The following is a 25,051-nucleotide window of genomic DNA, read 5'->3' as shown; positions in this document are numbered from 1 at the left end:
GGCGGCGACTTTGGCTAAGCGCTTGCTCAGAGCTTGAAATACGAAGTTACCCGGCAGTCACTCGCACTGTCCAGAGTGAGCCTCAGCACTTCCGGCCGCACTTCGCAGTGCCAGCCACAGCTCCGTACGGACATCCATGTCGTCCAGGTCCGCGTCGAGCAGCGCGGCGCAGCGGGCCAGGCGCTGGCGGACGGTGTTGCGGTGCACCCCCAGGGCCACGGCCGTGCGGTCCCAGCTGCCGTGCAGCGAGAGCCAGGTGCGCAGGGTCGTGAGCAGCGGCTCGGTGAGCGGGGCGAGCAGCCGGCGGGCGTACGCGGCGGCCTCCTCCGGGTCCACCAGCGAGGCGTAGCCGCCGGTGCGGTGGCGCACGAGGGGCGAACGGGCGGCCTCGGCCCGGTGCAGGGCGCGGGCGGCCTGGGCGTCGGCGGCGGCCAGCTCCCCGGCCCCGACGGGCGCGCTCGCCCCCAGGGTCCAGCCGGGGTGCGGGCCGGTCTCCTGCCCGCCGGGGACGAGTACGCGCGCGTGGCCGTCGCCCGCCTCCACCAGCGGGCTGCCGAGGTCGGGCGGGGCGCCCTCACCGCGCGCGTGGACGACGGTCCAGGGCGCCTCGCCGAGCAGCGGCGCGACCTCGGCCGGAGCCGCGCCGAGCAGCAGCCGCACCAGCGCGGCCGACCGGGTGGCCTCGTCCGCGCCCTGCCGTTCGGCGGTGAGCAGCGAGAGCAGTACGGACGCGGTCCCCGCGATGGTGTGGTCCCCGGGCTCGCGCCGTTCGGTCGCGATCCCGAGCGCGAGCCCGCGCGCCCCGGCCAGCGCGTACGCGGCGAGCTGTGCGCTGCCCGCGGTGTCGCTGGCGGAGGTGGGTGAGGGCGGGAGAGCGGACGCGTCCGGGGACGGGGCCGTCGGGCCTGCGTGCGGCGCCCTCGCCCGGGCGCCCCGCTCCGGGGACACCACACCCGCCAGGCGGCGCAGCGCCGCCGCTTCCTCGGCGGAGGGCTCGCGGCCCGCCGCCCGTACCACCGAGCCCTCCGGGTCCAGCACCCCCGCCCAGCCCCCCAGCCGCACCGCGAGCTGGTGCAGGACCGCCGGGACCGGGTCCGGGCGGGCGGCCGCCGCGGCGAGGCCCTGCTGGGCCTGGGAGACCCGGCGCAGCTCGTGGTGGCGGGCCTCGGTCATCAGGCCCCAGACGGCGCGGGCGATCGCCGTGAACGTGGTCGGCGGCGGCACCTCCACCAGCGGCAGCCCGTGCCGCTCGCAGGCTGCCACAAGCGCCGCCGGAACCGTGTCGTACACCGGCGCGAGCCCGAAGCCCAGCGCCGCCGCGCCCGCCTCCGCGACCCGCGCCGCGTAGCGCTCCGGGTCCGCGAGCTGCACGCCCGCGGTGAGCAGCAGCTCCCCGCCGAGCAGATACGGATACGGGTCCGCCATCTCCGAGGCGTGCACCCAGTGCACCTCGGCCCCCGGCGGCCCGGCGATCTGCCGCAGGCCGAGGTCCGTACGGGCGAGCAGCGCGGAGAGCGGGACGGGAGTGGTGGGCGGGGCCGCCGCGGGCTCGGCAGGCATGGTCACTCCGTACATCGATGGGGCCTTAAGTGGAGGAAACGTACACTTCAGTATCGCTGGACGGCCGCCTAGGGTGGCGAGCGCGGGCCGCACGGGCCCGCGGGAACCACAGGCCGCCGGGTCCGTACGCAGGCCGATCACGAAGGGCACTTCACATGAGCAGCAACGAAACGCCGCGCGGTCCGATCGACTCGTCCCGCGTCCCGCGGTACGCGGGGCCCGCGACCTTCGCCCGGCTGCCCCGCCTCGACGAGGTCGGCACCGCCGACGTCGCCGTGGTCGGCGTGCCCTTCGACAGCGGTGTCTCCTACCGCCCGGGCGCGCGCTTCGGCGGCAACGCCATCCGCGAGGCCTCCCGGCTGCTTCGCCCCTACAACCCGGCCCAGGACGCCTCGCCCTTCGCGCTGGCCCAGGTCGCGGACGGCGGCGACATCGCCGTGAACCCGTTCAACATCAACGAGGCCGTCGACACGATCGAGGCCGCCGCCGACGACCTGCTCGGCACCGGCGCCCGGCTGATGACGCTCGGCGGCGACCACACCATCGCACTGCCGCTGCTGCGCTCGGTCGCCAAGAAGCACGGCCCGGTCGCGCTGCTCCACTTCGACGCGCACCTGGACACCTGGGACACCTACTTCGGCGCGGAGTACACCCACGGCACCCCGTTCCGCCGCGCGGTGGAGGAGGGCATTCTCGACACCGAGGCGCTCTCCCACGTCGGCACCCGCGGCCCGCTCTACGGCAAGCAGGACCTGACCGACGACGAGAAGATGGGCTTCGGCATCGTCACCTCGGCCGACGTCTACCGCCGCGGCGCCGACGAGATCGCCGACCAGCTGCGCCAGCGCATCGGAGACCGCCCGCTCTACATCTCGATCGACATCGACTGCCTCGACCCGGCGCACGCCCCCGGCACCGGCACCCCGGAGGCGGGCGGCATGACCTCCCGCGAGCTCCTGGAGATCCTGCGCGGCCTGGCCTCCTGCAACCTGGTCTCGGCCGACGTCGTCGAGGTCGCCCCGGCGTACGACCACGCCGAGATCACCTCGGTGGCCGCCTCCCACACCGCGTACGAGCTCACGACGATCATGTCCCGGCAGATCGCGGCGAGCCGCACCACCGGCGCGTAGCGACCCCGGCCGAGGGCGGGCGGCCGTACGTCGGCCGCCCGCCCTCGGCCCCCGGCTCCACCGAGAGGACGTGCAGTGACCCACGACCACCACGACCTGGTCCTGCGGCCCACGCCGCGTCAGGTGGAGGCGGCCCTCGACCCGCCCGCCCGTCGCCCGGCCGCCACCCCTCAAGGAAGCGCTACGCGCCACGCGTCGACTGGCCGCATCGGCGGCGACCTCGTCGTGGAGACCCTCCGGGGTCTCGGCGCGACCACCGTCTTCGGGCTGCCCGGCCAGCACGCCCTCGGGATGTTCGACGCGCTGCGCCGCTCGTCGATGACGTACGTCGGGCTGCGCGTCGAGAACAACGCCGCCTTCGCCGCCGACGCGTACGGCCGGGTCACCGGCGAGGCGGCCCCGCTGCTGCTGTCCACCGGCCCCGGCGCCCTCATGTCGCTGGCCGCGCTCCAGGAGGCCGCCGCGGCGAGCGCCCCCGTGCTCGCCATCGCCGCTCAGGTGCCCACGGCCGGACTCGGTGGCGGCCGCCACGGCTATCTGCACGAACTCCGCGACCAGCAGGGCTCGTTCCGGGACGTCGTGAAGTCCGTGCACACGGTCCGCACCCAGTCCCAGATCCCGTCCGCGATCGCGGCGGCCTGGGAGTCGGCGCTGACCGCCCCGCACGGCCCGGTCTGGGTGGAGATCCCGCAGGACGTGCTGCTCGCCGAGACCCCGCTGCCGGTCGTCACGGCTGTGGACGCGACCCCGCGCGAGCTGGTGCCGCGTCCCGAACTGACCGCTGTGGCCGCCGAGTTGCTGACGAACGCGGCCCGCCCGGCGATCATCGCGGGTGGCGGTGTCGTACGCTCCGACGCCTCCGGAAAGCTCCGCGCGCTCGCCGAGAAGCTGGACGCGCCGGTGGTCACCACCTTCGGCGGCAAGGGCGCCTTCCCCTGGGAGCACCCGCTCTCGCTCCAGTCCTGGATGGAGGACCGGCACACCACGGACTTCCTGGAGGACGCCGACGTCCTGCTCGTCGTCGGCTCGGGCCTGGGCGAACTCTCCTCGAACTACCACACGTTCAGGCCGCGCGGCCGGGTGATCCAGATCGAGGCGGACCTCGGCAAGCTGGAGTCCAACCACCCGGCGCTCGGCATCCACGCGGACGCCCGTATCGCGCTCTCGGCGCTCCTGGAGACCGTGGGCGAGCGCACCGACCCGGCGGCGGCCGCGGCCGTGCGGACCGTCCTCGCCAAGGTGCGCGAGCGCATCGCGGGGCAGGATCTGGAGGCCGAGCAGCGGATCCTGGCGCAGGTGCGCGCGGCCCTGCCCGACGACGCGCCCAGTTTCTGGGACATGACGATCCTGGCGTACTGGGCCTGGTCCGCCTGGCCGGGCGCGCTGCACTCGGCGCAGGGCGCGGGCGGCCTCGGCTACGGCTTCCCGGCGGCGATCGGGGCCGCCGCCGCCGACCCGACGCGGCCGGTGCTCGCGGTCTCCGGCGACGGCGGCGCGATGTACTCGATCGCCGAGCTCGCCACCGCGAAGCAGTACGACCTGCCGGTGACCTGGCTGATCGTCGACGACGGCGGCTACGGCATCCTGCGCGAGTACATGACGGACGCGTTCGGCGAGGCCACCGCGACCGAGCTGGCCCGCCCCGACTTCGTCGCGCTCGCCCGGTCCTTCGGCGTCGCGGCGGTCCGTACGAGCGCGGAGTCGCTCCAGGAGGACCTGGGCAAGGCGCTGGCGGCCCCCGGGCCCTCGGTGGTCGTCCTGCCCGCCGTACTGAGGATGTTCGCTCCGACGCATCTGTGATGCCGGAATCCGACCGGTCTATGTCCGCCTGTGACAGAGCTGTGACGGATTCGGTGGGCAACTTTCCCGTCCTCGACGAGTCATCTCAGGCGGGCGCACTGCACAGGTGCGCCCGCGTCATGACTTTCAGGGGACGGGGACGCTTTGCCCAGACAATTCCACACATCCCGAATATCCCGCCGCGCGCGCCGCGGCACGCTCTCCTTGGCCGTCGCCGCGGGCGTGCTCGCGCCGGTGGCCGCGGGTGCCGCGCCGGCCGCCGCCGCGACCTCGGTGACCTGCACCTCCGCCAAGGCCGGTCTCGCGGCCAAGCTGTCCAGCGACATCACCTCGGCGCTCAAGGGCCGCTCGTCGCTGACGGCCCTGGCCCTGTACGACCGCTCGACCGGCACCAAGTGCGAGCTGCGGGCGACCGACACCTTCGACTCCGCGAGCGTGGTCAAGGCCACCGTGCTCGCGACGCTGCTGTGGGACGCGGGCAGGCAGCACCGCTCGCTCACCTCGAACGAGCGCGCCCTGGCCACCGCGATGATCACCGCGTCGGACAACGACTCCACGTCCGCGCTGTGGAAGCAGCTCGGCACCGGCAAGGTGTCCGCGTTCCTCAAGGCCGCCGGGATGACCCAGACGACGCCGGGCTCCGGCGGCTACTGGGGCCTGACCCGGATCACCGCCCGCGACCAGGCCAAGCTGCTCGCGCTGCTGACCTCCCGTAACTCGGTGCTCAGCGACGACGCCCGCGAGTACGAGCTGGGACTGATGAACCGCGTCCGGTCCGACCAGCGCTGGGGCACGCCCGCGGGCGTCCAGGGCGGTACGACCGTGCACGTCAAGAACGGCTGGCTGCCGCGCGCCACGCACGGCTGGCGGGTGCACAGCATCGGCGCCTTCACGGACGGCGGCCACGACTACGGCCTCGCCGTCCTCACCGAGGACAACAGCTCGATGAGCCAGGGCATCGACACCATCGAGGCCGTCGCCCGCGCCGTCCACGCGGACCTCGGCCGCCCGGCCGAGGGCGGCAAGCCCTGGAACCCGCCGAAGTGGCAGCGGCCGACAGTGGCGAGCGAGGCCGTCCCGCCGGTGCCCGAGGCACCCGCGGGCCGCGACCTCGTCACGACGGTCCGGGGCCGCTAGCCCGACCCGTACGCCCCTGGAAGACCCGCCCGGTCCTACGACCAGAGGCGGGTCTTTCGCTGCCGGATGTTGCTACGGGATGAAATCCGCCGGTGACGGCGTTGGAGCCTTCCGGCGGAGCGGACAAACGGGAGGCACCAGTGGCGGCGGCAGAGCAAGGGTGGGCACGACGGCTCACCGGGTACGCCTGGCGGTACCGGCGCGATGTCGTGCTGGCGCTCGGGTCGTCGCTCGGCGGCATGGCGGTGATGGCTCTGGTCCCGCTGGTCACCAAGGTGATCATCGACGATGTGATCGGGGTCCACACCCGGTCCCTGGCGGTCTGGACCGGCCTTCTCATAGCCGCGGCGGTCGTCGTGTACGTACTGACGTACATACGCCGCTACTACGGCGGCCGCCTCGCCCTCGACGTCCAGCACGACCTGCGTACCGACATGTACGCGACGATCACCCGGCTCGACGGGCGGCGCCAGGACGAGCTCTCCACCGGCCAGGTGGTCGGCCGCGCCACCAGCGACCTCCAGCTCATCCAGGGCCTGCTCTTCATGTTGCCGATGACCATCGGCAACATCCTGCTCTTCCTGATCTCCCTGGCCGTGATGGCCTGGCTCTCCCCGCTGCTGACCCTGGTCGCACTGGCCGTGGCGCCCGCGCTGTGGTTCATCGCCCGGCTCAGCCGCACCCGGCTCTTCCCCGCCACCTGGTACGCCCAGGGCCAGGCGGCCGCCGTGGCGGGCGTCGTCGACGGCGCCGTCTCGGGCGTCCGCGTGGTCAAGGGCTTCGGCCAGGAGGACCAGGAGACCGGCAAGCTCCGCGAGGTGGGCCGCAAGCTCTTCGCGGGCCGGCTGCGCACCATCAAGCTGAACTCCCGCTACACCCCGGCCCTCCAGGCCGTCCCCGCGCTCGGCCAGGTCGCCATGCTGGCGCTCGGCGGCTGGCTCGCCACCCGGGGCGAGATCACCCTCGGCACGTTCGTGGCGTTCTCCACCTATCTGGCGCAGCTCGTCGGGCCGGTGCGGATGCTGGCCATGGTGCTCACCGTGGGCCAGCAGGCCCGGGCCGGCGTCGAGCGCGTCCTGGAGCTGATCGACACCGAGCCGTCCATCGCGGACGGCACCAAGGAACTGCCCGCCGACGCCCCGGCCACCGTCGAGTTCGACGACGTGCGCTTCGGGTACGAGGACGGGCGCCCGGTCCTGGACGGCTTCTCCCTGGAGATCCACCCCGGCGAGACCGTCGCCGTCGTCGGCGCCTCCGGCTCCGGCAAGTCCACCGTCTCGCTGCTGCTGCCGCGCTTCTACGACGTCACCCACGGGGCCGTCCTGGTCGGCGGTCACGACGTGCGTGAGCTGACCCTGGCCTCGCTGCGCGCCGCCATCGGCCTGGTGCCGGAGGACAGCTTCCTCTTCTCCGACACCGTGCGCGCCAACATCGCGTACGGGAAGCCGGACGCCACCCAGGAGCAGATCGAGGCCGCCGCGCGCGCCGCGCAGGCGGACCGCTTCATCTCCGAGCTGCCGGGCGGCTACGACACCACGGTCGGCGAGCACGGCCTGACCCTCTCCGGCGGCCAGCGCCAGCGCGTCGCCCTGGCCCGCGCCATCCTCACCGATCCGCGCCTGCTGGTCCTGGACGACGCCACCTCGGCCGTGGACGCGCGCGTGGAGCACGAGATCCACGAGGCCCTGAAGTCCGTGATGGCCGGGCGCACCACGCTGCTCATCGCCCACCGCCGCTCCACCCTCAACCTCGCGGACCGCATCGCCGTCCTCGACGAGGGCCGCCTCGCCGCCCTCGGCACCCACGAGGAACTGCAGCGCGACTCGGCGCTCTACCGCCGTCTGCTGACCGACCCCGACGAGCTGGGCGCGGTCTCGCCCGGCCACATCGCGCCGGCCGAGGCGGTGGAGGACCACACCGTACGGGACGAGCTGGACGCCGAGTTCGACGCCGAGCGGGGCATCACGCCCCCGCTGTGGATACGCGAGGACGAGCCCGTCTCCTCCGCCCCCGGCGGCCTGCCCTCCCCCAAGCCCTCAACTTCGTTCGGGCAGGGGGGACCCCCATCCCCCGAACTCCTCGCCCAGGTCGAGGCGCTGCCCCCGGCCGACGACACCCCGCACATCGACGAGGCCCGGGCGGTGCAGCCCGAGGAGTCGTACGGGCTGCGCCGACTGCTGCGCGGCTTCGGCCGCCCGCTGGCCGTCAGCCTCGGCCTCGTCGCGGTCGACGCGGGCATGTCCCTGCTGCTGCCGGTCCTGATCCGGCACGGCATCGACCAGGGCGTCAGCAAGATGGCGCTCGGCGCGGTGTGGGCGGCCGCGGGCCTGGCCCTGCTGACCGTGGCGATCCAGTGGGCCGCGCAGTTCGGCGAGACCCGGATGACCGGGCGCACCGGCGAGCGTGTCCTCTACAGCCTCCGGCTGAAGATCTTCGCCCAGCTCCAGCGGCTCGGCCTGGACTACTACGAGCGCGAGCTCACCGGCCGGATCATGACCCGGATGACCACCGACGTCGACGCGCTGGCCACCTTCCTGCAGACCGGCCTGGTGACCGCGTTCGTCTCCGTCGTCACCTTCTTCGGCATCATGCTGGCGCTCCTGGTCATCGACCTCCAGCTGGCGCTCGTCGTCTTCGTGACCCTGCCGCCGCTGATCATCGGCACGTACTTCTTCCGCAAGCAGAGCGTGAAGGCGTACGAGCTGGCCCGCGAGCGGGTCGCAGGGGTCAACGCCGACCTCCAGGAGTCGGTGAGCGGGCTGCGGATCGTCCAGGCCTTCGGCCGCGAGCGCGACGGCGCCGAGCGCTTCACCGCCCGCAGCGCCGACTACCGCAAGGCCCGTATCCGCGGCCAGTGGCTGATCTCGGTGTACTTCCCGTTCGTCCAGCTCCTGTCGTCGGTCGCGGCGGCCGCGGTGCTGATCGTGGGCGCCCACCGGGTCGACGCGGGCACCCTGACGACCGGCGCGCTCGTCGCCTACCTGCTCTACATCGACCTGTTCTTCGCCCCCGTACAGCAGCTCTCGCAGGTCTTCGACGGCTACCAGCAGGCGGCCGTCTCGCTGAAGCGCATCCAGGAGCTGCTGCGCGAGCCCACCTCCACGGCGGCGGCCGAGGAGCCGCTGGACGTGCTGTCCCTGCGCGGCGAGATCGCCTTCGAGGACGTCGACTTCGCGTACGGCGACGAGGAGGAGGCGCTGTCGGGCGTGAGCCTGCGGATCCCTGCCGGGCAGACCGTCGCGTTCGTCGGCGAGACCGGCGCGGGCAAGTCGACGCTGGTCAAGCTGGTCGCGCGGTTCTACGACCCGACCGGCGGCCGGGTCACCGCCGACGGCACCGATCTGCGCTCGCTCGACATCACCGCCTACCGGCACCGGCTTGGCGTCGTCCCGCAGGAGGCGTACCTGTTCGCCGGGACGGTCCGGGACGCCATCGCCTACGGGCGGCCCGACGCCACCGACGCCCAGGTCGAGGCGGCGGCCCGCGCGGTCGGCGCGCACGACATGATCGCCACCCTGGACGGCGGCTACCTCCACGAGGTCGCCGAGCGCGGCCGCAACCTCTCCGCCGGACAGCGGCAGCTGATCGCACTGGCCCGCGCCGAGCTCGTCGACCCGGACGTCCTGCTCCTCGACGAGGCCACCGCCGCCCTGGACCTGGCCACCGAGGCGCAGGTCAACCAGGCCACCGACCGGCTCACCGGCCGCCGCACCACCCTGGTCGTCGCCCACCGCCTCACCACGGCCGCCCGCGCGGACCGGGTCGTGGTGATGGACCACGGCCGGGTCGTCGAGGACGGCACCCACGACGAACTCCTCGCCCAGGACGGCCGGTACGCGAGCCTGTGGCGCACCTTCATCGGCGAGGACGAGCCCGCGGCGGTGTGAGCGGCTGAGTACGCGTACGTACGGAAATGAGTACCGGGGACGGTCCGCGCGGCGGGCCGTCCCCGGTTGGATCGGGGGCATGACCACGAACACCGGGTCCCAGCCCGCCCCGACCCCGACGACCTCCCTGCCCCGGCTGCGCTCGGCGGCCGTGCTCTCGGCGGTCGGGCTGATTCCGGCGGTGGTCCTCGCGGTGCTCGTCGTGGCCAGCTCGGACCGGTTCTCCCGGTGCCTGACCTACGGCGACTACTACCCGGACTGCGGCGACCACGGGGCGGGCGGCGCCCCGCTCGGCTGGGCCCTCGCCGTCGCCGGTCTCGCCCTGGTCTTCGTGCTGGCCGTGCCCGACCGCGCCCGGCGCGTCAAGGAGCTGCGGACAGCGGGCCTGTGCGTCCAGCTCATCGCGGAGCTGACCTTCCTCGGGATGCTGCTCAGCAACGCCTGACGGGACCGCCCCACTTCCGGCGCAACCGCGGGTAGCCCCCAGGCGTCCGTACTCACATACGCTCATGTGACGGAAGGGGGAAAGCGTGTTCGGTGGGGAAATGCGAGGGCTGCGCGGGCGGGCCGGCCCGGGTCTGGCGGTACTCCTGGCGACGGCTGCCCTGACCGTGCTCGGGCCGGGCGCGGGGAGTGCCGACGCGGCGGCCTCGTGCGGCGGCCGGCAGGTCAAGACGGTCCAGTTCGCCACCGGCGAGCTGCGGGTCTACAAGACGCACGGCTACGCGTGCGCGGTCGCGGTCGCCAAGTCGCCCGGCGCCAGACGGCAGATGGCGGTGACCATCCAGGCGCGCGGCGGCGGCCCGGTCTCGGACAGCGGCCGGTTCACCCGGCAGGCGGGCCCGGTCTCGGTGCACGCGATCAACCGCTGTGTACGGGCGTCGGGTTCGGTGGCGGGCAGTAGCGGCTCCACGGGCTGGATCCTGTGCTGAGCCGGCCTTGAGCAGAGGATGACAACGCTGCCATAACACCGCGGCCGGACAACCGGGTCTGGTGGTGCGGGTGTTGCCCCCGCTAGGTTCACGACGATCGCGTCACGTCGTGACCCCAGGGGAGAGTGCATGCGCAAGACGCTCAGATGGCTTCTTTCACTCGTCGTGCTCATAGGCACGGTGAGCGTGGCGGGAGCCACGGCAGGGGCGGCCACCGCCGCCGAGCCGGACATCAAGGACCGCATCCTGGCGATACCCGGGGTGAGTCTCATCGAGGAGAAGCCGTACCCCGGCTACCGGTACTTCGTCCTCAATTTCACCCAGCAGGTGGACCACCACAACCCCGCCGCGGGCACCTTCCAGCAGCGGATCACCCTGCTGCACAAGGACACCGGCCGCCCGACGGTCATGTACACCAGCGGCTACAACGTGTCGACCAACCCGAGCCGCTCCGAGCCGACCCAGATCGTCGACGGCAACCAGGTCTCGGTCGAGTACCGCTACTTCACCCCGTCCCGCCCCGCCCCGGCGGACTGGAACAAGCTGGACATCTGGCAGGCGGCCAGCGACCAGCACAGCATCTTCGAGGCTCTCAAGCCGGTGTACAGCAAGAACTGGCTGACGACCGGCGGCTCGAAGGGCGGGATGACGGCGACGTACTACAAGCGCTTCTATCCCAAGGACATGGACGGCGTGGTGGCGTACGTCGCCCCCAACGACGTGGTCAACGACGAGGACTCGGCGTACGACCGCTTCTTCCGGAACGTCGGCACCAAGGAGTGCCGCGACAAGCTGGAGGCGGTGCAGCGCGAGGCGCTGGTGCGCCGCAAGCCGCTGGAGCTGAAGTACGCGGAGTACGCGAAGGCCAACGGCTACACCTTCACCACGACCGGCTCCCTCGACAGGTCGTACGAGGCGGTCGTGCTGGACTACGTGTGGGCGTTCTGGCAGTACAGCCTGCTCTCGGACTGCGGCACCATCCCGGCGGACGCGCGGCACGCGACCGACCAGGCGATCTGGGACACGGTCGACACGATCTCCGGCTTCTCGTTCTACACGGACCAGGGCCTGGAGCCGTACACGCCGTACTACTACCAGGCGGGCACGCAGCTCGGCTCGCCCACCATCGAGCAGCCCTGGCTCGGCGGTCTGAGCCGCTACGGCTACCAGCCCCCGCGCCACTTCGTCCCGCGCTCCATCCCGATGCGCTTCCACCCGGCGGCGATGCCGCAGGTCGACACCTGGGTCCGGCACCACGCCGACCACATGCTGTACGTGTACGGCCAGAACGACCCGTGGGGCGCGGAGCGCTTCCGCCTCGGCGCGGGGACGCGTGACTCGTACGTGTTCACGGTCGCGGGCGGCAACCACGGCTCGAAGGTGGCGGGCCTGGCGGCCGAGCAGAAGGCGACGGCGACGTCGGCGATCCTGCGCTGGGCGGGCGTGCCCGCGACGACCGCGACCCAGGCCAAGCCCCTGGCGCGCTACGACGCGGTCCTGGACCGCCAGTCCATCGAGCGCGAGCCGACGCTGCGGCCGTAGGAGCGGGTCCGGTGTTCGTCTGCGGGCCGGTGGGGGCTTGTCACGCAGTTCGCCGCGCCCCTTGAATGCGCCCCTTCGGGGCGCCCATCAGGGGCGCGGGGAACTGCGCGAGCAACCAGGGACGGCCCGCAGACGAACGGGGTCCGAGGGCGTAGCCCCTCGGGGAATCACAGCCGCCGCGCGCACCCCACCCCGTCCCCGCCCCCTGGCAGCTCCACGTACAGCGCCGTCGACGCCGGGCAGTCCGGGCGGCGGGGCACCGCCGAAGTCACCCTGTACTCCGGCGGGTTGGCGCCCGACCCGTCGCACGGGGCTTCCTTCACCTGGTCCGCCCCCGCGTGGTAGACGCAGTCGCCCACCACCGTGAAGGGGCCGCCGCCCATCCCCGGGTCGCCCGGGTGTGGCGCCTCCAGGTTGCGCATACAGGCGTGGCCCGAGGCGCCCTCGCCCCCGATGTACAGCACGAAGTCCGTGTTCAGCGGGCACCCCGCCGCCCCGGCCGTCCGCGCCCCCTCGCTGCGCACGGAGACCCGTGCCACCGCCCGCTCGCTGGTGCACGGCACCTCGCGGAACGTCTGCCCCCGCGCCGCGCAGTCCCCGGGCCCGAGGAACGTGGCGCCGTAGGACGGTGTGGGGGCCGAGGCCAGGGGAGCCGCCGGGGCGGCCGGTGTCCTCTGGCAGCCCGTCAGCAGCAGCGTCCCGGCCCAGAGCGCGGCCGAAACGGCCCGAACCAGTCTTGCGGCACCGTACTCGTACATGTCGGACCCCCCGTACCAGCGTGACCGCTCACCGCGAGAACACGCCAGAGGGCCCAGGGGTTATCTCTGGAACGACAGACCGAATCCGATCGGGTACAGAACCCGGGCCGGATCGTCCCCGCGCGGCACCGCCACCGGCAGCCGCCCGGCCGGCGCGGCCCTGCCGGCCAGGACCCGTACCGCCGCCCGCAGTTCGACGTCCGTCCAGGAGTAGGTGGCGAGCGAGGCCGTGTACCCGCTGAGGTGGGCGATGTCGTACGGGTTGCGGATCGCGAGGTGCACCACCGGCACACCCGTCGCGCCGAGCGCCGCCACCAGCCGGGCCTGCGCCCCGCCCGGCCCCGCGTTGTACGTGCCCACCACCACCGCGTCCCTGCCCCGTGCCGCCGCCACCGCCGCGTCGATCTGCGCCTGCGTGGGCAGGGTTCCGGTCGACAGCGCGGTGGCGGTGAAGCCCAGCTCGGTCAGGGCCTTGGCCAGGACGGCCGTCGGCGGCCCGGTCGTCCCGGACGGCGACGCCGGGTCCGCGCCGACGACCAGCACGTTGCGGTGGCTTCGCCGTGACAGCGGGAGCAGCCCGCCCGTGTTGACGAGCAGGGTCGTCGTCCGCTCGGCCACCGCGTCGGCGGCGGCGAGGTGCGGCCGGGTGCCCACCACCCGGTCCACGTCGGGCTCCGACACATACGGATGGCTGAACAGGCCGCGCCGCTCCTTGAGTCCAAGGATCCGCAGGATCGATTCGTCGAGCCGGGCCGTGCTGATCTCGCCACTGGTGACCGCCGCCATCACACCGTTCCACGCCACCGCCAGGTCCGGCGGGTTGAGCAGCTGGTCGGCCCCGGCCTTCAGGGCGAGCACCGGCACCCGGTCGTCGCCGTACTTGTCCCGTACGCCCTGCATGCCGAGCGAGTCGGTGACGATCACCCCGCGGTAGCCGAGCTCCTCGCGCAGGATCCCGGTGAGGATCGGGTGCGACAGCGTCGCCGGGTCGTTGGACGCGTCCAACGCCGGGAACTGGATGTGCGCCGTCATGATCGAGTCGATCCCGGCGGCGACCGCGGCCCGGAACGGCGGCGCGTCCAGCTCCTCCCACTCCTGACGGCTGTGGGTGATCACCGGGATGCCGGTGTGGCTGTCGACCGTGGTGTCGCCGTGCCCGGGGAAGTGCTTGGCGGTCGCCGCGACCCCCGCTTCCTGGTAGCCGCGCACCTCCGCCGCCACCATCCTGGCGACCGCCGCCGGGTCGGCGCCGAAGGAGCGGACGCCGATGACCGGGTTGGCCGGGTTGACGTTCACATCGGCGTCGGGGGAGTAGTTCTGCCGGATCCCCAGCGCGCGCAGCTCGGCCCCGGCGACGCGCCCGACCGTACGGGCGTCGCGCGCCGATCTCCCGGCGCCGAGCGCCATCGCGCCCGGGAAGAGGGTGGCGGGGTAGCCGACCCGGCACACGATGCCGTGCTCCTGGTCGGTGGCGATGAGCAGCGGTACGGGCGTGGGCTGGGAGAGGCCCGCCCGCTGGATGCCGTTGGAGAGGCGGGCGATCTGGTGCGGGTCGCGGGTGTTGTGCGCCCAGCTGAAGTAGATGATGCCGCCGACGTGGTACTTGGCGATGAGCTCGGCGGCGGTGCGCACGCCCATCTCGCTCATGTTGGCGTCGGTGTCGGCCTGGTCGGGCGCGGTCGCGGAGTGTCCGTACACCCGCATCACGAAGAGCTGGCCGACCTTCTCCGCCAGGGACATCCGGGAGACGATCCGGCGCAGGCGGTCGTTCGGGGCGCGCCGCGCCTCGGCGTACGCGGGGAGCGCGGGTCCGACGGCGGCCGCGGCGGCCGTCGCGGCGGCGGTGGCGAGGAGGGTGCGTCTGGAGGTGCGGTGCGACACGGGCACTCCATCCCTAGGTCTGGAAGAAACTTCCAAACCGAACGGATAACCGGAAAGTTATTGCCGGTCAAGGGGGCGCGCACCGCCGGACCCGGAAAAAGGGGGCGGCCGCCACCGGCGCAGTCGGAGGGGGCGCACCGGTGGCGGCTGCGCTGCCGGCCGCAGGCGGTTGGAGAGGGGAGTCGGCCGTACGCAGCCAGCAGCGAGGACCGACACCGCTCTGCGGAGACTCACCGGCAGTACGGCACTTGGACGGGGCCCGTCACCGCGGGGTTCCCGGCCATGGCCCGTTCCGGGAAAAAGGTAGGGAACCGGGCCCGCGGGGTGGAGGGTTCGAGTGGGTCAGGGGTGGACGGGAGGCGGCGTTCCCGGTGGGCGGGGAGGCGCCGGTGTCACTGCCCCCGTGAGCAGCGCGGCCAGCCGTTCCCGACCGGCCGTCAGCAGCCCCGGCAGCTGCGCCGCGTCCGGGTACCAGCGCTTCTCGTACTCCCAGCACAGCCAGCCGTCGGGGCCGAGCGGCGCCAGGCAGTCCGCCAGCGGCAGCACCCCGGCGCCGATCGGCAGCGGGGTGGTGTCGTCGGCCGAGGCGATGTCCTTGACCTGGACGTATCCCAGATGCGGGGCGAGTGCCGCGTACGACTCGGCCGGGCTCTCGCCGCCGAGCCAGGTGTGCATCACGTCCCACAGCGCGCCTACTTCGGCCGCGTCGACCCGGTCCAGGACGCGGGCGACGGCCGCGCCCGTCCGGTGGGAGTCATGTGTTTCGAGCAGGACGCGCACCCCCCGGTCGGCGGCGAGCGCGGCCACCGACCGCAGCCGCCGCACGGCCACGCCGTCGTCCTGGGGGCCGCCCCGGCCGCCGGGGAAGACGCGTACGTACGAGGCGCCGAGGTCGTACGCGAGGTCCACCAGCGCGTCCAGCCGCTCGGCGTCGTCGGGGTCGGCCACGCGCGCGTACCCGGCGACGGTGAGCACGCGGACGCCGTGCGCCGCGAACTCCACAGCCACGTCGGCCCGTTGGCGGGCGCCGATGCCGGGGTGCACCGGCTCCTCCGGGTGGGCGCGGAGCTCGACGCCGTGGTAGCCGTGCGCGACGGCGAGGCGGACGACGTCGGCGACGGGGAGGCCGGGCACCCCGAGGGTGGAGAACGCGTACCGCACGCCGCTCACCGGTCCACCAGGCCCAGGGCCCGTTCCGAGTTCCCCGCCTGCGCCCCGACGCCCGGCAAGCACCCTCGGCGCACGGCGTCGCAGGACAGGTGGCTCCGCCACATGACCTGCGACGCCGCACGCCGAGCGCACGCACCGAACGCCGCTGCGCCCGCGCTTCGCGCGGACGACGGGGAACTCGGAACGGGCCCTGGCCGCCAGTCCTGGCCGACCAGGTCGGCGCCGTAGGAGCGGTGGGGCTTCTCGGCCACGAGGGTGAAGCCGTGGCGCAGACAGAGCGCGCCGGCGGCCGCGAGCACGTCGTTGGTCCACGGCACCAGCTCGCGGTAGCCCGCTTCGCGGGCGAAGGCGACGACCTCCGCCACCAGCCGGTCCCCGAGGCCGTGGTCACGGTCCCCGGGTTCCACGAGGAGCAGGCGCAGCCGCGCGGTGGCCGGCGCGTCGTCGCGTACGCACATCACGCACCCGGCGCGGCGCCCGTCCAGCTCCGCGATCCGGACGCGCTCCAGACGCGGGTCGTGGTCCCGGGCGAAGGCCGCGACGATCCCGGCGACCAGACCCTCGAAGGCGGTGTTCCGCCCGCACTCGGCGGCGTACAGCGCGCCGTGCCGCTCCGCGATCCAGCCCAGGCCGCCCGGGCGGGGGTCCCGCAGGACGGGCCCGGCGCGCGGCGAGGTGGAGTGTGTGTCGGCCACGGGGCCAGTATGCCGGGCGGACGTCACCGTACGGCGGACCCGGAGGTCTCCACCGGTCCGCCCCGCGAAACCGAGCCACCCCGCGAAACCGATTCGCCTCGCACCACCGCCTCGAACCGCTCCACGGTCTCCCGGAGCACCTCCACCCCCTTCCGCCCCCACAGCCCCTCGTTGAACAGCTCGACCTCCACGGGGCCCGGGTAGCCCGCCGCGCCCACCCGCTCGTACCACCCCCACAGGTCGATCACACCGTCCCCGAGCTGGCCGCGCCCGGTCAGGACGCCGGCGGGCAACGGTGTGATCCAGTCAGCCAGTTGGAAGGAGTGGATGCGCCCGCCCGCCCCGGCGCGGGACACGGCGGCCGGGGCCAGGTCGTCCCACCAGACGTGGTAGGTGTCGACGACGACCCCCACCTCCTCGGCCGGGAACCGCTCGGCGAGCTCCAGGGCCTGGCCGAGGGTGGACACGACACAGCGGTCCGAGGCGTACATCGGGTGCAGCGGCTCGATCGCCAGGCGTACGCCCCGGGCGCGTGCGTACGGCCCGAGTTCGGCCAGGGCGTCGGCGACCCGCTCCCGCGCCCCGGCCAGGTCCCGGCTGCCCTCGGGCAGTCCGCCCGAGACAAGGACCAGCGTGTCCGTGCCCAGGGCCGCCGCCTCGTCGATCGCCGCCCGGTTGTCGTCGAGCGCACGTACGCGCGCGTGGGGCTCGCTCGCCGTGAAGAAACCGCCCCGGCACAGCGTGGTGACGCTCAGCCCGGCGTCCCGGACGAGCCGCGCGGCCGCCTCGACGCCGTAAGCCCGGACGGGCTCGCGCCAGAGCCCGACGCCCGGCACGCCCGACTCCACGCAGGCGCCGACGAGTTCGGGCAGCGAGAGCTGCTTCACGGTCATCTGGTTGATGCTGAGACGGGAGAGGTTCATGGGATCGAGGGGGCTCATGAGGTGACTCCGTAGACCGTGAGCAGGGTGCGCATACGGGACTCGGCCGCCTCCGGGTCCGGGAACAGGCCCAGACCGTCGGCCAGTTCGTACGCCCGCGCCAGATGCGGCAGCGAGCGGGCCGACTGGAGGCCGCCGACCATCGTGAAGTGGTCCTGGTGGCCCGCCAGCCAGGCGAGCAGGACCACGCCGGTCTTGTAGAAGCGGGTCGGCGCCCCGAAGAGGTGGCGGGCGAGCTCGACGGTCGGGTCCAGACGCTTGCGGAAGCCCGCGGGATCGCCTGCGTCCAGTGCCCGTACCGCGTCCGCGGCCATCGGGCCAAGCGGGTCGAAGATCCCCAACAGGGCGTGGCTGAAGCCCTGTTCGTCGCCCTCGATCAGCTCGGGGTAGTGGAAGTCGTCGCCCGTGTAGCACTTCACACCGTCCGGCAGGCGCCGTCTGAGCTCCACCTCCCGGCGGGCGTCGAGCAGCGACACCTTGACGCCGTCGACCTTCTCCGCGTGGGCGGCGACGATCCCCAGGAACGCCTCCGTGGCCGTGTCCAGGTCCGGTGAGCCCCAGTACCCGGCGAGCGCCGGGTCGAACATCGGGCCGAGCCAGTGCAGGATCACCGGCCGGGCGGTCTGCTCCAGCAGCCGCCCGTACACCGCCGGATAGTCCTCCGGGCCGCGCGCCACCGCCGCCAGCGCCCGCGACGCCATCAGGATCGCCTGGGCGCCGACGCCTTCGACGAGGGCGAGCTGCTCCTCGTACGCGGCCGTCACCTCGGCGAGCGAGGCGTTCGGGGAGTCCGGGGCGGCCGGGGTCAGCTGGTCGGTGCCCGCCCCGCACGCGATCCGCCCGCCGACCGCCCGCGCCTCGGCGGACGAGCGCCGGATCAGCTCGGCGGCCCCGGCCCAGTCCAGGCCCATCCCGCGCTGCGCGGTGTCCATCGCCTCCGCGACACCGAGTCCGTGCGCCCACAGATGGCGGCGGAAGGCGAGCGTGGTTTCCCAGTCGACGGCCGCCGGTCCTCCGGGCGCGGTGTCGGCGTACGGGTCGGCGACGACGTGCGCCGCCGAGAAGACCGTACGGGAGACGGGCGGGCCGCCCGGGGCGACGGCGACCGGGTCGGGGCGCGGCTCGTACCGTACGAGCGCCCCGCCCGCGCGCGGCAGCAGCAGGCTCACAGCGCGATCTCCGGCACCTCGATACGACGGCCCTCGGCCGAGGACCGCAGCCCCAGCTCGGCCAGCTGCACTCCGCGCGCGCCCGCCAACAGATCCCAGCGGTAGGGGGTGTTGAGAGCCACATGGCGCAGGAAGAGCTCCCACTGGGCCTTGAAGCCGTTGTCGAACCCGGTGCCGGGCCCGGTGTTGTCCGGCACCTCCTGCCACTGCTCGCGGAACGACTCGGTCGCGGGCAGGTCCGGGTTCCACACCGGCTTGGGGGTCGCGGCGCGGTGCTGGGCGCGACAGGTGCGCAGGCCCGCCACCGCCGAGCCCTCGGTGCCGTCCACCTGGAACTCGACCAGCTCGTCCCGGTGCACGCGGACCGCCCAGGACGAGTTGATCTGGGCGACCGCGCCGCCCTCCAGCTGGAAGATCCCGTACGCGGCGTCGTCGGCGGTCGCGTCGTACGGCTTGCCCCCCTCGTCCCAGCGCTGCGGAACGTGCGTGGTCGCCAGCGCCTGTACGGAGGTCACGCGGCCGAAGAGCTCGTGCAGCACGTACTCCCAGTGCGGGAACATGTCGACGACGATGCCGCCGCCGTCCTGGGCGCGGTAGTTCCACGACGGGCGCTGGGCGCTCTGCCAGTCGCCCTCGAAGACCCAGTAGCCGAACTCGCCCCGAACCGACAGGATCCGGCCGAAGAAGCCGCCGTCGACCAGCCGCTTCAGCTTCAGCAGGCCCGGCAGAAAGAGCTTGTCCTGGACGACGCCGTGCTTGATCCCGGCGTCCCGGGCGAGCCGGGCGAGCTCCAGGGCGCCGGACAGGCCGGTCGAGGTGGGCTTCTCGGTGTAGACGTGCTTGCCCGCGGCGATCGCCCTGGCGAGGGACTCCTGGCGGGCGGAGGTGACCTGGGCGTCGAAGTAGATCTCCACGGTGTCCTCGGCGAGCACGGCGTCCAGGTCGGTGGACCAGTGGGCGAGCCCGTGCCGCTCGGCGATGGCCCGCAGCGCGGGCTCGCGGCGGCCCACCAGGACGGGCTCGGGCCACAGGACCGTGCCGTCGCCGAGGTCCAGGCCGCCCTGGTCGCGCAGGGCGAGCAGGGAGCGTACGAGGTGCTGGCGGTAGCCCATGCGGCCGGTGACGCCGTTCATGGCGATCCGCACGGTCCGGCGTGCAGGTGTGGGTGTCATCTGAAGCCCCTTCAATCCCCTCAGCCCCTTCCGTACCGGCTGGCGGGGCGCGGTGATCCAGCGGTGATCTACTGGTAACAGCTGTAGCAAGCGCTTTCTATCGAGGGGGACGCTAGCCTGCGCACAGCGCCGCCGACAAGAGGCGCGCGGCGGACCACCCCAAGTGCCCAAAAGACGTGCCCGGAGGCAGAGATGACAGCGACCCTCGCGGATGTGGCGGCGCGCGCCCGGGTGTCCCCGGCGACCGTCTCGCGGGTGCTCAACGGCAACTATCCGGTCGCCGCGGCCACCCGCGAGCGCGTCCTGCGGGCCGTCGACGAACTGGACTACGTCCTGAACGGGCCCGCGAGTTCGCTCGCCGCCGCCACCTCCGACCTGGTCGGCATACTCGTCAACGACATCGCCGACCCCTTCTTCGGCATCATGGCGGGCGCGGCCCAGTCGGAGATCGGCGGCGGCCCCGGGGCCCGCGAGAAGCTGGCCGTGGTCTGCAACACGGGGGGCTCGCCGGAGCGCGAACTCACCTACCTCACCCTGCTCCAGCGCCAGCGCGCGGCGGCGGTCATCCTCACCGGCGGCGCCCTGGAGGACCCCGGCCACGCGGCGGCGGTCGCGGCGAAGCTGGGGCGGCTGGCGGAGGCGGGGGCACGGATCGTGCTGTGCGGACGGCCGCCGCTGGCGCTTTCCGGGCCCGCCACCGGGGCGGGGGCGCGGGTCGACGCCCGGCCCGCCGGGCCCGTCGCGGCGACGCTCACCTTCGACAACCGGGGTGGCAGCCGTCGGCTGACGGAGCATCTGCTCGCGCTCGGCCACCGCCGCATCGGCTATGTCGCGGGCCCCGAGGAGCGCACGACGACCCGGCACCGCGTCGAGGGCCACCTGGCCGCGCTCGCGGACGCGCGCGTGGCGCCCGGCCCGCTCGTCCACGGCTCGTACGACCGCCGCTCCGGCTACGACGCGACCCTCGAACTTTTGCGCCTCGACCCGTCGTTGACGGCGGTCGTGGCCGCCAACGACACCGTCGCGCTCGGCGCCTGCGCGGCCCTGCGCGACCGCGGTCTGTCCATCCCGGACGACGTCTCGGTGGCGGGCTTCGACGACCTCCCGTTCAGCACGGACGCCGTCCCCGCCCTGACGACGGTACGGCTGCCGCTGTACGAGGCGGGGGCGCGGGCGGGACGGCTCGCGATGGGCAAGGAGCCGGTGCCGCCGGGCGGGATCGCCACGGTGCACGGCGAGTTGATGGTCCGGGGCTCGACCGGTCGTACGCGCGCGTAGAGGACGTGCGGGGGTCTTCGGCGGGGTGCAACTCGGTGCCGGATTCCCGCCAGCGAGCGGGGGCGCGGCAGAACAGGATCAGGTGCACGGCCTCCGGTTCGCCCGTCCGGGGCGAGGGCCGCACCCGAGGAGACAACCCCATGGACCTGCAACTTTCCGGCCGCTCCGCACTCGTCACCGGTGCCTCGAAGGGCATCGGCCTGGCGGTGGTGCGCACGCTGCTCGACGAGGGCGCGCGGGTGGTCGCGGTGTCCCGCCGCACCAGCCCGGAGCTGGAGAAGCTGGCCCGCCCCGAGCTCGTCCACGTGGCGGCCGACCTCATGGACCCCGAGGCCCCCGCGCGCGTGGTGGCCCGTACGGTCGAGGAGTTCGGCGCTCTGGACATCCTGGTCAACAACGCGGGCGGCCCGCCGCCGGGCGTGTCTCTGCCGCGCACGTCGTTCCTGGACGCGCCGGACGCGGACTGGGCAGCCATCTTCGAGTTCAACCTGTTCTCGGCGGTACGGGCGGTCCGCGCGGCCCTGCCGCACCTGCTCGCCGAGGGCGGCGGCGCCGTCGTCAACGTCTCGACGGGCCTGGCGCGTCAGCCCGCGGTCGGCAACGCCGAGTACGGCGCGGCGAAGGCGGCCCTGACCAACTTCACGAAGGTCCTGTCGGAGGAGTACGCCCCCCAGGGCGTCCGCTTCAACACGGTGTCGCCGGGTGCGGTGCGGACGGCGTGGTGGACCGAGGAGGGCGGCGCGGCGGACGTCATCGCGGCGATGGCGGGCTCGGACCGCGACACGGTGATGGACACCCTGGCCCCCCAGATGATGAACGTCTCCACGGGCCGCCTGGTCACGCCCGAGGAGATAGCGGACGCGGTGGCCCTGCTGGTGTCCCCGAGGTCGGGCAGCACGACGGGGGCGGACTTCGTGGTGGACGGGGGGTATCTGAAGGGGGTGTGACCCCGTAGGGGTCTGGGGCCCGGGGTGCGGTCCCGGTGGGCTATTTGGGCCCCTTGCCCGCCGCGCCCCGCTTGCTCAGTACCGCCAGCACCACCGGGACCAGCAGCTCAAGTCCCCGCGTCACCGTCGCGACCGGGAGGCCCGTCTTCTTCGCGACCGCCGTGGCCACCGGCTTCGTCGCCTTCGCCAGGACCCCGGCCATCAGGCCGCCGCCGACCGCCCCGAGGCCGCCGAGCGTGGCCACGCCCCGCAGGGGCGCGTCCTGTGGCCGTGCATCCTGCGGGGGTGCCGCCGCCTCCGACGCCACCGCGTCCGGGGGCAGCCCGTCGGCCAGCTCGGAGGCCGCCGACTCCACGACGCGCTGGGCGCCGGCCGGATCCGTACCGAGCTGCTGGGCGAGCTGCTGCAGCCCGTCGTCCCCCAGCTCGTTCAGTACATCCTGTTCAAAGCTGGAATCGTCACTCATGGGCGAAACGCTACGACCGGCCCCCTTTGTCGGCACGTCGAGATTCCGGAAAAACTACTGCCCGCAGTCGTACAACCCTTGTGGCGTGATGGGTGTCTTACTTTGCGTCGGCGTTCCAGGGGAGGGATCCGGGGGGATCCGAGGGAATGCCGATTGGGGAGGGACAGGGGAGGGAATCGAGGGGCCCGGTCATACGGACCGGGCCCCCTTGAATTCCGGCGCCTCCAACAGCCGTCCCCCACGGGAAAGTTATCCACAGGCGCCCCGCGGTGTCCGAGCCCACGGGTAGCGTCGGATCATGTCCAATCTCGCGGTGGTCGAAGGGGTCCTGGAGCGGATCACGTATGCCAACGAGGAGAACGGCTACACGGTCGCCCGGGTCGACACCGGGCGCGGCGGTAGCGATCTCCTCACGGTGGTCGGCTCGCTGCTCGGCGCGCAGCCGGGCGAATCGCTGCGGATGGAGGGCCGCTGGGGCTCGCATCCGCAGTACGGCAAGCAGTTCACGGTGGAGAACTACACGACCGTGCTGCCCGCCACCATCCAGGGCATCCGGCGCTACCTCGGCTCGGGCCTGATCAAGGGCATCGGCCCCCGTATCGCCGACCGCATCGTGGAGCACTTCGGCACGGACACGCTCGACGTCATCGAGCAGCAGCCCAAGCGCCTCGTGGAGGTGCCCGGCCTAGGCCCCAAGCGCACCAAGCTCATCGGAGCCGCCTGGGAGGAGCAGAAGGCCATCAAGGAAGTGATGGTGTTCCTCCAGGGGGTCGGCGTCTCCACCTCCATCGCCGTGCGCATCTACAAGAAGTACGAGGACGCCTCGATCTCCGTGGTGAAGAACCAGCCCTACCGGCTGGCCGCCGACGTCTGGGGCATCGGCTTCCTCACCGCCGACCGCATCGCCCAGGCCGTCGGCATCCCGCACGACAGCCCGGAGCGCGTCAAAGCGGGTTTGCAGTACGCGCTGTCCCAGTCCACCGACCAGGGCCACTGCTTCCTGCCCGAGGAGCAGCTCATCGCGGACTCGGTGAAGCTCCTCCAGGTCGACACGGGCCTGGTGATCGACTGCCTGGCCGAGCTGGTCGCCGAGGAGGGTGTCGTCCGCGAGCCGGTCCCGGGCCCGGTGGGCGGGGCCGAGCGGGTCAACGCCGTCTATCTGGTCCCCTTCCACCGCGCCGAGCTCTCCCTCGCCGCGCAGGTCGTCCGGCTGCTGCGCACCGGCGAGGACCGGATGCCGGGCTTCCAGGACGTGGACTGGGACCGGGCCCTGTCCTGGCTCGCCGCGCGCACCGGCGCCGAGCTCGCCCCCGAGCAGCAGGAAGCCGTGCGGCTCGCCCTGACCAGCAAGGTCGCGGTGCTCACCGGCGGCCCCGGCTGCGGCAAGTCCTTCACCGTGCGCTCCGTCGTCGAGCTCGCCCGGGCCAAGCAGGCCAAGGTGGTGCTCGCCGCGCCCACCGGCCGCGCCGCCAAGCGGCTCGCCGAGCTCACCGGCGCCGACGCGTCGACGGTGCACCGCCTGCTGGAGCTGAGACCGGGCGGCGACGCGGCGTACGACAAGGACCGCCCGCTCGACGCCGATCTGGTCGTGGTCGACGAGGCCTCGATGCTCGATCTGCTGCTCGCCAACAAGCTGGTGAAGGCGGTCGCCCCGGGCGCGCACCTGCTGATGGTCGGCGACGTGGACCAACTGCCCTCGGTCGGCGCCGGCGAGGTGCTGCGCGATCTGCTCGCCGAGGGCGGACCGGTGCCGAGGGTGCGCCTCACCAGGATCTTCCGCCAGGCCCAGCAGTCCGGCGTGGTCACCAACGCCCATCGCATCAACTCCGGCGTCCCGCCGCTCACCCAGGGCCTCAGCGACTTCTTCCACTTCGTGGAGGAGGAGACCGAGGACGCCGGGCGGCTCACCGTCGACGTGGCGGCGCGGCGCATCCCCGCCAAGTTCGGCCTCGACCCCCGTCGCGACATCCAGGTGCTCGCCCCGATGCACCGCGGCCCGGCGGGCGCGGGCAACCTCAACGGCCTCCTCCAGCAGGCCATCACGCCGGCCCGCCCCGATCTGCCGGAGAAGCGGTTCGGCGGCAGGGTGTTCCGGGTGGGCGACAAGGTCACGCAGATCCGGAACAATTACGAGAAGGGCAAGAACGGTGTCTTCAACGGCACCGTCGGCGTGGTGACCGCGCTCGACCTGGACGAACAGCGGCTGACGGTGCTGACGGACGAGGACGAGGAGGTGCCGTACGACTTCGACGAACTGGACGAGCTGGCCCATGCGTACGCGGTGACGATCCACCGCTCGCAGGGCAGTGAATACCCGGCGGTGGTGATCCCGGTCACCACGGGCGCCTGGATGATGCTTCAGCGGAACCTGCTCTACACGGCGGTGACCCGGGCCAGAAAACTCGTCGTACTGGTGGGGTCCCGCAAGGCGATCGGCCAGGCAGTGCGTACGGTTTCCGCAGGCAGACGCTTTACCGCACTCGCTCACCGGCTGTCAGGAGGCGGTTTGGTGTGAAACATCACCTGGGGCTTCCAGAACCGGGGCGAAGGGGGCAGGATGAGCAGGTTGACGGCACTGAGTGCCGC

The 25,051-nt window shown here is 73.2% G+C and carries 18 protein-coding genes and 1 pseudogene; 10 read left to right on the top strand and 9 right to left on the bottom strand.

The genetic code is table 11. The features are described from left to right. Positions 1 to 57: 57 nt before the first annotated feature. Positions 58 to 1,560 carry a PucR family transcriptional regulator ligand-binding domain-containing protein gene (locus ACZ499_RS08925; protein WP_468673389.1) on the bottom strand — a complete coding sequence of 501 codons (1,503 nt, stop codon included), beginning with the start codon at positions 1,558 to 1,560 and terminating at the stop codon, positions 58 to 60. A gap of 155 nt (positions 1,561 to 1,715) precedes the next feature. Between ACZ499_RS08925 and speB the strand changes: the two genes are divergently transcribed. From speB to ACZ499_RS08890, 7 genes are all read left to right on the top strand, one after another. After that, positions 1,716 to 2,690: an agmatinase gene (gene speB, locus ACZ499_RS08920; protein WP_468406805.1), complete on the top strand. Its 975-nt coding sequence runs from the start codon at positions 1,716 to 1,718 to the stop codon at positions 2,688 to 2,690. A 75-nt stretch (positions 2,691 to 2,765) separates the two neighbouring features. Then, the gene (locus ACZ499_RS08915) at positions 2,766 to 4,490 is read left to right on the top strand and encodes a thiamine pyrophosphate-binding protein (RefSeq protein ID WP_468673388.1); all 1,725 of its coding nucleotides are present in this window, start codon (positions 2,766 to 2,768) and stop codon (positions 4,488 to 4,490) included. A gap of 204 nt (positions 4,491 to 4,694) precedes the next feature. Then, positions 4,695 to 5,627: a serine hydrolase gene (locus ACZ499_RS08910; protein WP_468673387.1), complete on the top strand. Its 933-nt coding sequence runs from the start codon at positions 4,695 to 4,697 to the stop codon at positions 5,625 to 5,627. A gap of 140 nt (positions 5,628 to 5,767) precedes the next feature. Next, positions 5,768 to 9,514 (top strand): ABC transporter ATP-binding protein, encoded by a 3,747-nt coding sequence (locus ACZ499_RS08905; RefSeq protein WP_468673386.1) that lies wholly within the window; start codon positions 5,768 to 5,770, stop codon positions 9,512 to 9,514. Positions 9,515 to 9,593: 79 nt separating this feature from the next. Next, positions 9,594 to 9,959, top strand: coding sequence for a hypothetical protein (locus ACZ499_RS08900; protein ID WP_468673385.1), 366 nt, complete (start codon positions 9,594 to 9,596; stop codon positions 9,957 to 9,959). Positions 9,960 to 10,059: 100 nt separating this feature from the next. Beyond that, positions 10,060 to 10,446 (top strand): hypothetical protein, encoded by a 387-nt coding sequence (locus ACZ499_RS08895; protein WP_468673574.1) that lies wholly within the window; start codon positions 10,060 to 10,062, stop codon positions 10,444 to 10,446. Between the two features lie 129 nt (positions 10,447 to 10,575). Next, positions 10,576 to 11,988, top strand: coding sequence for a S28 family serine protease (locus ACZ499_RS08890; RefSeq protein WP_468673384.1), 1,413 nt, complete (start codon positions 10,576 to 10,578; stop codon positions 11,986 to 11,988). A 167-nt stretch (positions 11,989 to 12,155) separates the two neighbouring features. Here ACZ499_RS08890 and ACZ499_RS08885 read toward each other — a convergent pair whose 3' ends face one another. The 7 genes and pseudogenes from ACZ499_RS08885 to ACZ499_RS08855 form a co-directional block, all read right to left on the bottom strand. Beyond that, positions 12,156 to 12,746 (bottom strand): hypothetical protein, encoded by a 591-nt coding sequence (locus ACZ499_RS08885; RefSeq protein ID WP_468673383.1) that lies wholly within the window; start codon positions 12,744 to 12,746, stop codon positions 12,156 to 12,158. Between the two features lie 60 nt (positions 12,747 to 12,806). Further along, complete coding sequence (locus ACZ499_RS08880) at positions 12,807 to 14,627, bottom strand: glycoside hydrolase family 3 protein (RefSeq protein ID WP_468673382.1); 1,821 nt, start codon at positions 14,625 to 14,627, stop codon at positions 12,807 to 12,809. 342 nt (positions 14,628 to 14,969) lie between these two features. Further along, the gene (locus ACZ499_RS08875; protein ID WP_468673573.1) at positions 14,970 to 15,788 is read right to left on the bottom strand and encodes a sugar phosphate isomerase/epimerase family protein; all 819 of its coding nucleotides are present in this window, start codon (positions 15,786 to 15,788) and stop codon (positions 14,970 to 14,972) included. A 203-nt stretch (positions 15,789 to 15,991) separates the two neighbouring features. Beyond that, positions 15,992 to 16,462: pseudogene (locus ACZ499_RS08870) on the bottom strand (GNAT family N-acetyltransferase); the annotation flags it as partial. Between the two features lie 53 nt (positions 16,463 to 16,515). Beyond that, positions 16,516 to 17,433 carry a sugar phosphate isomerase/epimerase family protein gene (locus tag ACZ499_RS08865; protein ID WP_468673381.1) on the bottom strand — a complete coding sequence of 306 codons (918 nt, stop codon included), beginning with the start codon at positions 17,431 to 17,433 and terminating at the stop codon, positions 16,516 to 16,518. Next, positions 17,430 to 18,602: a dihydrodipicolinate synthase family protein gene (locus ACZ499_RS08860; RefSeq protein WP_468673380.1), complete on the bottom strand. Its 1,173-nt coding sequence runs from the start codon at positions 18,600 to 18,602 to the stop codon at positions 17,430 to 17,432. The genes ACZ499_RS08865 and ACZ499_RS08860 overlap by 4 nt, the downstream gene beginning before the upstream one ends. Further along, complete coding sequence (locus ACZ499_RS08855) at positions 18,599 to 19,774, bottom strand: Gfo/Idh/MocA family protein (RefSeq protein WP_468673379.1); 1,176 nt, start codon at positions 19,772 to 19,774, stop codon at positions 18,599 to 18,601. The genes ACZ499_RS08860 and ACZ499_RS08855 overlap by 4 nt, the downstream gene beginning before the upstream one ends. A 192-nt stretch (positions 19,775 to 19,966) precedes the next feature. Between ACZ499_RS08855 and ACZ499_RS08850 the strand changes: the two genes are divergently transcribed. Both ACZ499_RS08850 and ACZ499_RS08845 read left to right on the top strand, forming a co-directional pair. Then, entirely contained in the window at positions 19,967 to 21,052 is a 1,086-nt protein-coding gene (locus ACZ499_RS08850) for a LacI family DNA-binding transcriptional regulator (protein ID WP_468406784.1), read from the top strand. Positions 21,053 to 21,192: 140 nt separating this feature from the next. Beyond that, positions 21,193 to 21,999 carry an SDR family NAD(P)-dependent oxidoreductase gene (locus tag ACZ499_RS08845; RefSeq protein WP_468673378.1) on the top strand — a complete coding sequence of 269 codons (807 nt, stop codon included), beginning with the start codon at positions 21,193 to 21,195 and terminating at the stop codon, positions 21,997 to 21,999. A 40-nt stretch (positions 22,000 to 22,039) separates the two neighbouring features. Here the strand turns inward: ACZ499_RS08845 and ACZ499_RS08840 are convergent, their stop codons facing one another. After that, the gene (locus ACZ499_RS08840) at positions 22,040 to 22,465 is read right to left on the bottom strand and encodes a DUF937 domain-containing protein (RefSeq protein ID WP_468673377.1); all 426 of its coding nucleotides are present in this window, start codon (positions 22,463 to 22,465) and stop codon (positions 22,040 to 22,042) included. A 298-nt stretch (positions 22,466 to 22,763) separates the two neighbouring features. Here ACZ499_RS08840 and recD2 point away from each other — a divergent pair, with 298 nt between their 5' ends. Beyond that, positions 22,764 to 24,980: an SF1B family DNA helicase RecD2 gene (gene recD2 / locus ACZ499_RS08835; protein ID WP_468673376.1), complete on the top strand. Its 2,217-nt coding sequence runs from the start codon at positions 22,764 to 22,766 to the stop codon at positions 24,978 to 24,980. Positions 24,981 to 25,051 lie beyond the last annotated feature (71 nt).

The sequence above is a fragment of the Streptomyces sp. NPDC031265 genome, assembly GCF_055570295.1.
This window is presented reverse-complemented; position numbering and strand designations above follow the sequence as displayed.